Raw genomic sequence first — 12,685 nt, 5'->3', positions numbered from 1 at the left:
GGCCGCCCAGCGCGAGGCGGTCCGCCGGGCCGCGATGGGCCTGGACCGACCGGCCGACCTGCCGGCGGCCGCCAGTGGCGGCTCGGTCTCCTACCGTCGCGCCGGGGGCCTGCGTGGGCGCGCCTACGAGGCCGGCCGCGGCTCGCACACCGCCTGACGGGTTTGCGCCGGATTGTGCACCGCCGCCGCCTTGATCGACTCGACTTTGAAGGATCGCGCCGTGGCCTTGCGCATAGCGAGTCGATCAAGCGGCGTGCCGGAGGGGCGATTCGCGGGGAGGGCGGTCGACCTGTTAGCCTTGTCGCCGGCCCGCCCGGTGCATGCCGGGTGGGACCTACGCTGGTTCGCCAGCGGAGGGGCTGTGGCGCAGACCGGTAGCGCACCTCGTTCGCATCGAGGGGGTCAGGGGTTCAAATCCCCTCAGCTCCACCCCAGATGAAAGGCCGTCTCCGCCAGTCGGAGACGGCCTTTTTCGATCTTGGCTCAGCCGCGAATGACGGTGCCCAGGCCCAGCCAGCGTCCGGCGTACGGGCCCTCGACCAGGCGCACGTGCTCCACGCCGTTGAGCACCGCGCGCATGTCGAGCGCAACCGGATCGCCGACCTGGTACGTGGTACGCACCCCGCCCATCACGCCCGCGGAGTCGATCGAGTACGCCGTCGGTGTCGCCACGGCGATCGTCCCGGGCCGGTGCAGCTTGTACCCGAGGCCGGCGCAGATGCCGATCTGGTACCGCGCCGGCGTGGCCTCGCGAACCAGGTAGCCGTTGAGGGTGCCGGCGCTGATGGCGTACCAGATCCCGGTCTGGCCCATGACCTTCAGCCGGTCGGCCGACGGTGCGCTGCTGGACCGGGTCAACCGCAGCGTGTAGCTCGCGGTGATCGCCCCGGTGCTGCTGAACTTGTAGCCGGTGTGCGAGCCGGCGGAGAAGTGGATGCTGCCCTTCACCCCGGCCGGCGGGTAGTCCGTGTACCAGAGGTCCCCCATCTGGGCCATGAACGTGTCACCGGTGATGGCGTACTGCTGCATGAACTGGTTGATGTGCGTCGTGTGGTACGAACCCGCGTCGGTGCCGTGCGCCACGCAGTACCGGCTGCGCCAGTGCCGCACCCGGATCAGGTCCCGCACGTCCCGGTAGGTCGTGATGGCGCCCTGCAACAGCAGCTTGGCGTTGGCGTCCTTGGTGAGGACCCAGTAGTCGTACAGGCCGTACGCGGAGAACATGTGGCCGTTGTAGGTGCGGTCCCCCTTGATCAGCTTCGGGTGGGGGTACTCCTCCAGCCAGAGCAGGCCGTTGACCACCCACACGCCCCAGGGAAGACCGGCCACCGGCGGCAGCAGGAACGAGGCGAACGTCGCGTCCGCGGCCGCCTTCCAGTTGGCCTCGCCGGTGCGCTGGTGCAGCCGCGTGAACAGGCTCAGCGCCTGTCCCTGCGCCATCATCGAGTACCACGGTGCGGCGTAGAAGTCATAGAGGCGGTGCAGCCGGTAGTTGAACGGGTACGGGTAGAACCACGCGCCGCTGCGCAGGGTACGGCGGTCGACCAGCCGCTGCGCCTGGAGCTTCGCCCGGTCCAGGTACACCTGGTTCCCGGTGATCCGGTGGCTCTCCAACAACTGGAGGCCGTACTGGGCCTGCGCGACCGGGTGGTTGTACAGCGTGCTGCCGAGCAGCACCATGCGCACGCCGGTCGAGTCGTGCACGCCGGTGTCGACCAGCGGAACGGGTGTGCTCATGTGGTACGGCTCGATGCCGACCGGCAGTTCCCGGATCTCGAAGTCGTCGTAGCGGAACTGGAACGGCACCGACGTGGTGCCCGCGTACGTCCGGGCCGGGCCGCCGACCTTGCCGGCACCCGGTGTGGAGGGAGCGTGCGGAGCCAGCCGCGGTACGTCCCGGGACGGGATGGCCGACAGCTTCTGCAGCGGCTCCGGGGGAGCCGGCGGGCTGATCTCGTAGGCGGGATCGATGACATCCGGGGCACCGGGCACCGTCGGCTCCCAGGCCGTCGCAAGCTCGGGGGCGGTGGCCCAGGCGGGTCCGCTGCCGAGCAGCGGCAGCGCGCCGGCCGCGAGGCATCCGGCGACGACAGCGCGGCGGGTCAGCGGTGAGGTGTGATCGGGGCGGAGCGGATCGGAGCGGGGCATGTCGACCTCCCGTTGCATTCACATGCTCGACGTCTGCATGTCTCCGATGCTTCAGGTGGGAGGTCTCGGCAAGCAAGGGCCATGAGCCCCGAAACGACTCATACCTTCCGATACTGCGATACGCAGGCCTTTTTAGGATCTTGCGAGCGACCGCTAGCTGGGCCGCGCGTCGGCGGGGAAGCGCTCATGCCCCAGTACACCGAGCAGCTGCAGCTTCTCGTAGCCCTCGCTGCGCCGGGGAGCGGTGAGCACGAGCAGCGCCTGGGAATGATCCTCGGTGAACAGGACCTGACAGTCGAGCTCGATCGCGCCGAGCTGGGGATGGATCAGCGTCTTGTGGTCCTGGAAGCGCTTGGCGACCTCGTGCCGTTCCCACAGCTCGGCGAACTCCGCGCTCGCCTTCTGCAGCGCCCGTACGAGCTCGCCGGCCCGCGACTGCGGGCCCATCGACCCGTACGCGGCGCGCAGGTTCGCGACCTGGACCCGGCTTTGCCGGTCCCGGTCGTCCTTCGGGTAGCGCAGCCGCTCCGAGGGATCGGTGAACCACCGGTAGATCTCGCTGCGGGCGAGACCGGTGTAGCCGGACTTGTCGCCGAACAGCGCCTCAGCCATCCGGTTCTGCACGAGCGTCTCCCCGAGGTTGGAGAGGATGAGGGCCGGGGTGTCGTCGAGGCGGTCCAGCACGCGCAGCAACGCGGGGGCGACATGGGTCGCGGCCGACACGGATGAGGGGGCGTTGCGCCCGGCGATCTGGAACAGATAGTCGCGCTCGCCGCCGGTCAGCCGCAGCGCCCGGGCGAGCGACGCGAGCATCTGCTCGCTCGGCTGCGGGCCGCGCTGCTGCTCGAGCCGCGTGTAGTAGTCGGTCGACATCGCCGCGAGGGCGGCGACCTCCTCACGCCTGAGCCCGGCGGCCCGGCGGCGCGCCCCCGCGGGCAGCCCGATGTCCTCGGGCTGCAGCGCCTCCCGGCGGCGGCGCAGGAAGGCCGCAAGTGCTGCACGGTCCATGCCGCCAGTATCCGCCCGCGCCCGGCACCAACCAGGGACTGCGGATCCCCCGATGAGTGCTCTCTGCACCCGCCCGGGCGGACGGGCCAGAGTCGAAGCATGAACATCTCCGGAAACACGATCTTCATCCCCGGCGCCACGAGCGGCATCGGCCTCGCCCTCGCCGTCGAGCTGCAGGCCAGGGGTAACACCGTGATCGTCGGCGGCCGGCGCGCCGAGCTGCTCGAGCGGATCGCCGCGGAGCAGCCCGGCATCGACACCGTGCAGATCGACACGACGGATGCCGCCAGCATCGACTCCGCCGCAAAGGAGGTGCTGGCGAAGCACCCGGACCTCAACGTCATCGTCACGATGGCCGGCATCATGCGCATCGAGGACTGGCACCGGCCCGAGTCCTTCCTCGCCTCGGCCGAGGCGGTGCTGACGACCAACGTGCTCGGCCCGATCCGCCTCATCGCCGCGTTCATCGAGCACCTCCAGGCGCAGCCGGACGCCACGATCATCACCGTCTCCTCCGGCCTCGCGTTCGCGCCGCTCAAGGTCACGCCGAGCTACAACGCGTCGAAGGCCGCTATTCACATGCTCAGCGAGTCGATCCGGCTGCAGCTCGCCGACACGACGGTGAAGATCGTGGAGCTCGAGCCGCCGGCCGTCCGGACCTCGCTGCTGCCCGGGCAGGAGAACAGCGAGTTCGCGATGCCGCTCGACGAGTTCGTGGCGGAGGTCGTCGCGCTGCTGGAGGCGCAGCCCGACGCGAAGGAGATCCAGGTCGAGCGCGTGAAGTTCCTGCGTTACGGCGAGGCGCGCGGCGACTACGACCAGGTCGTGCAGACGCTCAACGCGGCCGACCCCCACGGGAAATAGGCCCGGCCAGCCTGCCGGCGGCGCGGCCTTGACGGCGCGTCGCCAGCAGGCCCCGCTGGCCCTACGACAATTCCTGCTCGTCGAGGTGGTCGGGGGCGGCGGCGCGCAGCGCCGCGACGCAGGCGGCCACCGCCGGATGGTCGCCCGCCCCCTTCCGGTACGCGACCCGGGTGCGCCGGCGCACGTCGAGCGGCACCAGGCGTACCCCGGAAGGCGGTTGCCCGACGGCGAGCTGCGGGACCAGGGCGACGCCCTGGCCAGCGGCCACCAGGGCGAGCGCGGCGGTGAAGTCGTCGGCGTGGTGTCGCACGGCCGGCGAGAAGCCGGCCAGCTGGCAGGCGTGCAGGGTGACCGAGTGGCAGAGCGTGCCGGGGCTCCCCACGATCCAGTCCGCGGCCCGCACGGCCGCCAGTGGATCACCTGCCACACCGAACTCCGCCTCGGCGGGCACGGCGAGGAAGACCGTCTCGTCCAGCAGCGGGATCGAGTCGAGCGCCGGATCGGGGTCGGTCGGCACGATGTCGTAGTCGTGCAGGAGAGCCACGTCCAGCCGCCGGTCGCGCAGGGCCGCCGGTACGTCGACCGGGTCCAGTTCGGTGACCATCAGGTCGAGGGCGGGATGGTCGCGGGCCAGCGCGACGAGGGCCGCCGGGAGCAGGGTGCGGACCGCGCTGGGGAAGGCCCCGATCCGTACGGTGCCGGACAGCCCGCCCCGGGCGGCGGCCAACGTGGCGTCCGCGGCTTCCAGGGCGGCGAGGACGACCTCGGTGTGCCGGACGAGCGCCAGCCCGGTCGGGGTGAGCGCGACCCGGCGGCCCGCGCGTTCCATGAGCGTGACGCCGGCCTCCCGTTGCAGGGCGGCGAGCTGCTGGGAGACGGCGGACGGCGTGTAGGTGTGCGCCTCGGCGACGGCGGCGATGGTGCCGAGCCGGGCCAGGTCCCGCAGCAGACGCAGGCGGCGGACATCAAGCATCAGCTCAGCTTAGGTGTTCGTTGAGGAAGATGAACTGGTTCTTCACAATCTTCGGGCGCAGGCTGGAGGCATGACACTGACCGGCCTGTACGTCCCGCTGATCACGCCCTTCGACGAGCGCGGGGTGGTCGCCCTCGACGCCTTGGCCGCGCTCGCGCACCAGGTGTTCGACGCCGGGGCGGCCGGCGTGGTCGTCCTCGGCACCACTGGCGAACCCGAGGCGCTCAGCGACGCGGAACGGCACCAGCTGGTCGACCTCATCGCCTCGGTCTGCCGGGATCGTCGCGCACAGCTGCTGGTCGGCGCCCACACCGTGGCGTCGCTCCGGGCGCTGGACGGCCGACCCGAGGTGGCGGCGGCGCTCTGCCTGGTGCCGCCGTTCGTGCGGCCGGGGGAGGCCGGAGTCCTCGCCCACTTCGCCCACCTGGCCGAGGCCTCACCGGTGCCGCTGGTCGCCTACCACGTCCCGTACCGGACGGGGCAGCAGCTTTCGGCCGCAGCGCTGCGGCGGCTGGCCGAACTGCCCGGCGTGGTGGGGATCAAGCACGCCGTGGGCGGCATCGACGCCGACACCCTCGCCTTCCTCGCCGAGCCACCTGCCGGGTTCGCGGTGCTCGGCGGCGAGGACGCGTTCATCTCGCCGCTGCTGGCCCTCGGCGGGCACGGCGGCATCCTGGCCTCCGCGCACGTCGCCACCACCGACTTCGTCGCGCTGATCGAGGCGTGGCGGGTCGGCGACGTCGACCGCGCCCGGCCGCTCGGTCACCGGCTCGCCGCCCTGTCGGTGGCGCTCTTCGCCGAGCCGAACCCGTCGGTGATCAAGGCCGTGCTGCACGCCCAGGGCCGGATCCCGACGCCGGACGTCCGGCTCCCGCTCCTGCCCGCCACGCCGAAGGCGAGGCAGCTCGCCCTCCGGTACGTCGACGAGCTGGCGAGCGTCCCGGCGTGAGGATGACCGGCCGGTCTGGTAGACCGACCTTCCCTCTGGACCGAGGTCGTCCCTCCGCTGAGGGGAAGGGCGTCTGTCGAATGAGCGCACCTGCGCCTCCGGCGGCATCGAGGCCCGCCGTCCCCTCATAGGAGAGGCCGCTCCCCGGCGATCCGGGAAGCGGCCTTTTCCGCGGTATGGCTAGGGCCGCTGGGGACCCTGCGGCTGCCCCTGCCAGGTCTGCGGGGGCGGCTGCTGTGTGGGCCAGCCCTGCGCCGGCGGCTGCTGCGGCGTCTGCCAGTCCTGCGCGGGAGGCTGCTGTGCGGGCCAGGCCTGCCCGTGCGACGGCTGCTGCCACTGCTGCTGTGCGGCCCACTGCTGCTCGACGGCGCTCCGCATGTCGGCTGCCTGTGCTGCGAAGCGCTCGTGGGCGCGCCGGAAGTGGACGGTCTGCCCGTCGTTGGACACGTACCCGGAGGCGACCGGTCCGTATCCCGCGGTGCCGGCGATGCCCAGCCCGGCGATGATCATCAGCACGAAGAGCAGCGTGGCCGGGCCGGCGGCGGAACCGTCATCCGGCAGGACGGCGGCGGCGACGACCGCGGCGAGGATCGCGAACACCACCAGGCCGACGCCGATGAGTAGCCGTCGGGTGCGTAATCTCCCGCACTCCTGGCAGAACGGCCAGGCCGGCGCCTTGACGCGCTTCTGCAGGACGGCGGCCACGATCGCGAACGGCAGCACTCCGAAGAGGATCAGCAGGTAGGTCCACTTGGGTGTGTAGGAGCGGAACACCACCTTCTTCCGCCTGGTCGCGGGCTGGCCGTGTCGGACGCACACCTCGGGTGCGGCTCCCGCGGCAACCACGGGAGCGGGTAGGTCGACAGTCATGGCGCCTCCTATGGGGATGTCGGCTCTGGCCACGTGAGCTGTGGCAGCGCTGCTCTACCCCGCATCGAGCCGTGCCAATCGGGCCGAACGGCCGACGGGGCCGACCCCTGCTGGTGCCGACCCCGTCGCGGATTTGCCGCCCCTCCGGGCACCCTGGAGGGTCAGGGCACCTCGGGCCGTCCCACGTACGACCATTTCGCGCCGTCAGGAGAGAGCCAGACGCTGAACTCGCCGTTGTTGGTCGGGATGGCGTAGCCCCCACCGGGGAGCGCATATGCCCGGGAACCCAACGACGGGCCGACCTGGGTGAAGCTCGCTCCGCCGTCCGTGCTGCGCCAAGTGGCGGTCGGGCTCTCCAGGATCAGCGTTCCCTCGGTCGTCGGCAGCAGCGAGAGCAGCGGGCCACCCAGGTCCACCTCGGCCCCGGTCCGCTAGGTGGCAGCGCCGTCGGTGCTCACATACACCCGCACCCGGCCCTTGAGCTTCTCGATCGCGTAGACGGTTCGACCGTCGGCGGTGGCGAACTGGTTGGCGCTGAAGCCGAAGCCCCCGCCTTCGCGGCGGGTGATCGCGTCGGGGATGCGGTGCTTCTCCCAGGTGCGCCCACCGTCCCGGGTCACCATGGCGACCATCCAGCCCTCCAGGGTGAACGAGGTGGTCGGGCGCGGACTGGGGACCGGCGCGGACTCGGCGGTGATGACCCAGATGCCGGCGGCGTCCGGCAGGTCCAGTGGATGCTCGGCTCTCATCCGTCCCGGCAAGGGAGCGCGGGCGAGGTCGCCGGTGGCCGGGTCGAAGGCCGCGAGCGAGCCTTCCTCGCTCAGGTAAGACCAGCCGGCCGGCAATGCGTCGACCTGACGGATCGTCGGTTGCCGCCAGATCGCACCGCCGTCGGTGCTGGTCCAGTAGGTCGGGCTCTCGCTCCCGGCGAGATACCGCACCAGGTCGCGAGCCGCGCGTAGAGGTCGCGGAGATCGAGTTCACCGTTCACCTGGCACTCCCTGCCCGCGGCGGATGTCATGGGTACGACTCCCGGCAGCGCCGCCAGGTGACATCTGTCCTGTGCGACGCCGACGGGAATCCGTTGGGCGGAGAGATCTTGCCCGGCGAGGCGTCAGCGGATCAGCACGGCGGCGGTGCGGACGAGGCCACCCGCCACGGTGAACCGGCCGGTGACCAGCGACGGTGCGTCGGTGACCGGGGCCGCGTCCACCCGGGCCGGCGCGATCCGGACGGTGAACGTCCCCGCGTCCGGGTCGAGTTCCACCCGGGCGTCGTGGAAGTCGAGCCAGGTGCCGACGACCGGGTGCCAGAGCTTGTAGACGCTCTCCTTGACGCTGAAGACCACCGCCGGCCAGGAGACCCCCGCCGGCAGCCGGGCGAAGCTCTCCTCCTCCTCGGGCAGGCAGATCAGTCGGCGTACCCCGGGACTGAGTTCCTTGTGCCGCTCGGCGTCCATGCCCACGGAGCGGATCTCGGCGGACCGGGCCGCGGCCGCCGCGCAGTAGCCGTCGGTGTGGGTGATGGTGCCGACCACGCCGGCCGGCCAGACGGGGGACCGGTCGGTCGCCGCTGGCACCGGTAGCACCGGCAGCCCGAGCCCGGCCAGCGCCCGGCGGGCGCAGGCCCGGCCCGCGGTGAAGTCCCGCCGCCGGCTCTCCACCGCACCGTCGCTCAGGCAGGCCAGCTCGGCGGGGAGCAGCTCGCCGGCCCAGTCGGCGGGCCCGGCCACCGCCACCGCCACCACCGGCGGCAGCAGGTCACGCATCACCCACCTCCTTCAGGTACGACCGCACCCGCGCCACCTCGGCGTCCAGGCGATCGGCCGGCACCGGCGGCTGCCTCCGGCCGGTTCACGGCGGCCATGGCTGGTGAACGTACCGCAACGAGGTAACGCCGGAGCGTCCCGGAACGCTTTCCGATCGTCACGAGGAAGTTGGCGGGCATCAACTATGTGGCGGCGACGCGGTCCGTGCGCGGATCGTGCCGCCGACCAGGGGGAGGGCGTGCGATGGCAGCTGGCGTGGAACCGCGACCGGAGGACCACGCACCGGTGACGCCGGACTGGACCTGCGGCTCCTGTGGCGAGGACTGGCCCTGCGCCACGAAGCGGACCCGGCTGCTGGAGGAGTACCAGGTGGACCGTGCCTCGCTCAGCGTCTACCTCGGGTCGTGCCTCGCCGCCGCCACCCAGGATCTGCGTACCGGCCCGGTGGCGTCCCTCCAGGACCGGTTCATCGGCTGGGTGCCGCGCAGCCCGCGTACCTCCTGACCCCGGGTCAGAGGCGCACCGTCACCTCGTCCCGCACCGTATCGACCGGGATGGTCGGGAGCGGGTGAGCCGGCGGGCGATACGAGCCCTCGTCCTCGGCGGCGGGCGCCCGGGACGGGCGCGCCCACGGCACCAGCCGGGGCCTGCGGCGCGCGCTGACGTCCTCGATCCAACCCAGCAGCAGCACCACCCCGGAGATGATCACCACGGCCACGGCCAGGTCGCCGACGTTCCCGAACCGCCAGAGACCCAGCAGGTCCCCGAGGCCGAAGCTGACCGCGATGGCGGCGTTGTGCCAGAGGTAGATGGTGAGGGCACGGCCGTTCAGGGCGGTGACCAGCCGGTCCAGCGGGCGGACCCGGGCCAGCCAGTCCATCGGCGGGGCGGCCCGCAACAGCAGCAGCACGAAGCCGAGCGACCAGAACGCCTGCGCCACCGGGATGTCGTTGAGGTCGAGCACGGCCTGCGGATGGGTCGCCACCCAGGCGGCGCCGATGCCCAGGCACAGGGCCGCCAGCGCCAGCAGGGACGACAGCGGAAGGCGCCGCAGCCGCCCGTCCCGGTGCGCGAATCCGACGACCCAGCAGGCGCCGAAGGTGGCCAGGTCGGTCAGCACCGGCTCCACCGGACCGCCGAGCGCCGGAATCGCGGTCTGCAGCAGCACCACACCGCCGAGCGGGAGTAGCAGGCAGGGCAGCGGCCAGCGCCGGTACAGCGCGAGCAGCGCGGGCGAGAGCACCACGAACCAGAGGTACGCGACGAGGTACCAGAGCACGCCGGTGACGTCCGCAGCCCACGCGTTGCCCGGCGGCTGCACCACGGGCACGAGCCAGGACAGCAGGGCGGGCCAGGCCGGCCGGTCCGACCACCCGTGCCAGATCATCAGCGGCACGAGTACGGCCCCGAGCGCCCAGTACGCGGGCAGCAGTCGACGCAGCCGGCTGGCCACCGCCCGCTTCGGGCTGCGCCGCAGCGACTGCGCCATCAGGGAGCCGCCGAGGGCGAACATCACGCCCATGGCCGGGAACACGAAGCTCAGCCAGGCCGCGCCGAACATGTGGTACGCGATCACCCGGCCCAGGGCCAGCGCCCGGAGGCTGTCGAACCACCGGTCCCGTCCCGGGGTGCCGACCGCGCCGGCCGCGGCGAGTTCGTCGCCGGTCGGCGGATCACCGGCCCGCTTCAGCTTTCGCCAGCTCAGCCGGGTACCGGTCAGCGCGGTCACCATCGACCGGGCCAGCACCAGGTACATCAGCTGGCGGTAGGCGAACTGCTGCAACGGCAGGACCAGCAGGGGACGCAGCCGCTCCCCGTCGAGTCGGAACGCCACCGTCGCGGTGATCGCCTGGAGCGCCAGCATCGCCAACCACGCCAGGGCGGTCTTCGTCGAGTCGAGGAAGAACAGGCCGTAGATGGCCATCAGGTCCAGCACCGGGCCGAGCAGGGGCAACAGCACACCGAAGAGGACGAGCATCGGGAGCCCGCACCGGCCGAACCGCCCCGACGCGCCGTGGTCGAACACGGCGTGCCGGTGCTTCCACATCGCCTGCATGGTGCCGTAGCTCCACCGGTACCGCTGCTTCCACAGGTCGGCCACCGTGGCGGGCGCCTCGGTCCAGGCCAGCGCGCGGTCCTGGTAGACCACCCGCCAGCCGTCGCGCAGGATCGCCATGGTGATGTCGGTGTCCTCGGCCAGGGTGTCGTCGCTCATGCCGCCGGCCCCCACCAGCGCGCGCCGGCGGAAGGCCCCGATCGCCCCGGGGACGGTCGGCATGCAGCGCAGCATCTCGTAGAACCGGCGGTCCAGGTTGAAGCCGATGACGTACTCGATGTGCTGCCACTGCCCGAGCAGGCCGCGGCGGTTCGCGGCCTTGACGTTGCCGGCGACCGCGCCGACCCGCGGGTCGGTGAACGGTTCGATCAGCCGCCGGATGGCGTCCGGCTCGAAGACGGTGTCCGCGTCGACCATGACGATGATGTCGTGCGACGCGTACCGGATGCCGGTGTTCAGCGCGCTCGCCTTGCCGCCGTTGGGTTTGCGGATCACCCGTACGCCGTCCAGGCCGAGCGCGTCCACCAGGTCCGCCGTGCCGTCGGTCGACCCGTCGTCGACCACGATGATCTCGATCTCCCGGTGGTCGTTGGCCACCAGCGAGCGGACCGTGGCGACGATCCCCGCCTGTTCGTTGTAGGCGGGCACGATGACCGACACCGAGGCGGTCAGCACTCCCCAGGGCCACTGGTGCGCCCGGCGGCGCCGCGCCAGCCGTCCGGCGAGCAGGAGCAGCAGCAGCGTCCGGGCCAGCATCAGCATGCCGACCACCAGGAACAGCGCGGAGAGCGCGCGGACGAAGAGGTCGGCGACCCGGATCACCCACGTGACGGGGGCGGCCCGCCACCGGTCCAGAGCGGACGCCGGCACGTCCCCCGGAATCGGCGTCACGCTCGGACCGGCCCGGTTCACTCCGGCGCTGATCGTGGTGAAGGTGTAGCCGCGCGCGATCATCGCCGGGATGAAGCGCTCCAGCGCGGCGACGGTCTGCGACCGGTCCCCGCCGGCGTCGTGGAGCAGGACCACGGCGCCGGCCCCGTCCGCCGGCGTCATGTTGCGCACGATGGCGTCCACCCCGGGCCGGGCCCAGTCCTGACTGTCGGTGTCGTTGACGGCGGTGAGGTAGCCGAGTCGACCGGCCTCCTTGATCACCGGCCAGTTCTCGTCGTCGATGGCGTCGGCCATTGACGAGTACGGGAAGCGCAGCAGGCTGGTCCGCACGCCCGCCGCGGCCACGATCGCCATCTGGGTCTGCGCGTACTCCATCCGTCGTCGCCAGTCGGGCAGCAGGCTGGCATCCGGGTGGGTGAAGGTGTGCACGCCCAGTTCGTGGCCCTCGGCGGCGATCCGCCGGGTCAGGTCGCCGTGGCGCGCCACCTGGGAACCGATCACGAAGAACGTGGCCGGTGTCCGGTACCGGCGCAGGACGTCGAGCACCCGCGGGGTCCAGACCGGATCCGGCCCGTCGTCGAAGGTGAGGGCGATGGTCTTCGGCGGCAGCCGGTAGGAGCGAGCCTGCTCGCCCCTGGTGTCGATCACCGGCCCGCCCTCGACGATGCGGGTCGGGACCGCGCTCTGACCTCCGTCCTTCCGCACGTGGTCGGGGGTGAAGTTGGCGTTGGCGTACGCCTCGACCAGCAGGACGCTCACCACGACCGTGACCAGGGCGGCGCAGATGAACCGGCCGGCGCGGAGGCCCAGCCGGCCGGAGCCCCGTCGCACGCCGTCGCGGACGGGTGGACGACGGGTCGACAGGCTCATCCGGCCGCTCCGATGGTCAGTTCAGCAGCGGGCAGGGCGAGTGCGGTGCCGGTGGGGAGCGGGCCGACGGTGAGGCTGATCGGAGACGGGAGCGGTATTGCGGTGCCGGCCAGCCGGGCGGGCGGCCTGGTCTGCGGCGCCTGCCGTGGTGCACTGGTTCGGGAGCTTCCGCCCGGGCGGACGGGGGCCGTGGTGGGCTTCGCGGGCGAGCGGGGAGCCACCGGCCGTGACGACGGGGCGGCGCCCTCGTTCAGGGGGTGGTTCGCCCCGGACACCTGGTACGGGTCG

Annotated in this window: 11 protein-coding genes and 1 tRNA gene; 4 read left to right on the top strand and 8 right to left on the bottom strand. The window is 72.1% G+C overall.

The genetic code is table 11. The features are described 5' to 3' along the window. The first annotated feature begins 355 nt into the window (after positions 1-355). Positions 356-429: transfer RNA gene (locus tag DKL51_RS24035), tRNA-Ala, on the top strand. Between the two features lie 54 nt (positions 430-483). Here DKL51_RS24035 and DKL51_RS24030 read toward each other — a convergent pair. Beyond that, positions 484-2,148 (bottom strand): D-glucuronyl C5-epimerase family protein, encoded by a 1,665-nt coding sequence (locus DKL51_RS24030; protein ID WP_165823298.1) that lies wholly within the window; start codon positions 2,146-2,148, stop codon positions 484-486. Between the two features lie 153 nt (positions 2,149-2,301). Next, positions 2,302-3,156: a helix-turn-helix transcriptional regulator gene (locus DKL51_RS24025; RefSeq protein ID WP_109948280.1), complete on the bottom strand. Its 855-nt coding sequence runs from the start codon at positions 3,154-3,156 to the stop codon at positions 2,302-2,304. A 99-nt stretch (positions 3,157-3,255) separates the two neighbouring features. On the opposite strand from DKL51_RS24025, the gene DKL51_RS24020 reads away from it, so the two are divergent. Further along, the gene (locus DKL51_RS24020; RefSeq protein ID WP_109948281.1) at positions 3,256-4,020 is read left to right on the top strand and encodes an SDR family oxidoreductase; all 765 of its coding nucleotides are present in this window, start codon (positions 3,256-3,258) and stop codon (positions 4,018-4,020) included. Positions 4,021-4,081: 61 nt separating this feature from the next. Here the strand turns inward: DKL51_RS24020 and DKL51_RS24015 are convergent, their stop codons facing one another. After that, the gene (locus tag DKL51_RS24015) at positions 4,082-4,993 is read right to left on the bottom strand and encodes a LysR family transcriptional regulator (protein ID WP_109948282.1); all 912 of its coding nucleotides are present in this window, start codon (positions 4,991-4,993) and stop codon (positions 4,082-4,084) included. 70 nt (positions 4,994-5,063) lie between these two features. On the opposite strand from DKL51_RS24015, the gene DKL51_RS24010 reads away from it, so the two are divergent. Then, the gene (locus DKL51_RS24010; RefSeq protein WP_109948283.1) at positions 5,064-5,942 is read left to right on the top strand and encodes a dihydrodipicolinate synthase family protein; all 879 of its coding nucleotides are present in this window, start codon (positions 5,064-5,066) and stop codon (positions 5,940-5,942) included. Positions 5,943-6,122: 180 nt separating this feature from the next. On the opposite strand, the gene DKL51_RS24005 is transcribed toward DKL51_RS24010, so the two are convergent. The 4 genes from DKL51_RS24005 to DKL51_RS23990 all read right to left on the bottom strand — a co-directional run bounded on the left by DKL51_RS24005 (position 6,123) and on the right by DKL51_RS23990 (position 8,580). Continuing rightward, positions 6,123-6,812, bottom strand: a complete 690-nt coding sequence (locus tag DKL51_RS24005; protein WP_123809746.1) for a hypothetical protein — start codon at positions 6,810-6,812, stop codon at positions 6,123-6,125. A gap of 161 nt (positions 6,813-6,973) precedes the next feature. Continuing rightward, positions 6,974-7,228, bottom strand: a complete 255-nt coding sequence (locus tag DKL51_RS24000; RefSeq protein WP_109948285.1) for a hypothetical protein — start codon at positions 7,226-7,228, stop codon at positions 6,974-6,976. Between the two features lie 15 nt (positions 7,229-7,243). Continuing rightward, positions 7,244-7,753 carry a hypothetical protein gene (locus DKL51_RS23995; protein ID WP_109948286.1) on the bottom strand — a complete coding sequence of 170 codons (510 nt, stop codon included), beginning with the start codon at positions 7,751-7,753 and terminating at the stop codon, positions 7,244-7,246. Between the two features lie 173 nt (positions 7,754-7,926). Next, positions 7,927-8,580, bottom strand: coding sequence for a 4'-phosphopantetheinyl transferase family protein (locus tag DKL51_RS23990; protein ID WP_109948287.1), 654 nt, complete (start codon positions 8,578-8,580; stop codon positions 7,927-7,929). Between the two features lie 243 nt (positions 8,581-8,823). Between DKL51_RS23990 and DKL51_RS23985 the strand changes: the two genes are divergently transcribed. Beyond that, on the top strand, positions 8,824-9,084 hold the full coding sequence (locus DKL51_RS23985; protein WP_109948288.1) for a hypothetical protein: 261 nt from the start codon (positions 8,824-8,826) through the stop codon (positions 9,082-9,084). A 7-nt stretch (positions 9,085-9,091) separates the two neighbouring features. On the opposite strand, the gene DKL51_RS23980 is transcribed toward DKL51_RS23985, so the two are convergent. Next, entirely contained in the window at positions 9,092-12,397 is a 3,306-nt protein-coding gene (locus tag DKL51_RS23980) for a glycosyltransferase (protein ID WP_109948289.1), read from the bottom strand. Positions 12,398-12,685: the final 288 nt, after the last annotated feature.

Source organism: Micromonospora globispora (genome assembly GCF_003857015.1).
GTDB classification, from domain to species: Bacteria; Actinomycetota; Actinomycetes; order Mycobacteriales; family Micromonosporaceae; genus Micromonospora; species Micromonospora globispora.
The sequence above is the reverse complement of the archived record's forward strand: the minus strand, read 5'-3'. Positions and strand labels throughout refer to the sequence as shown.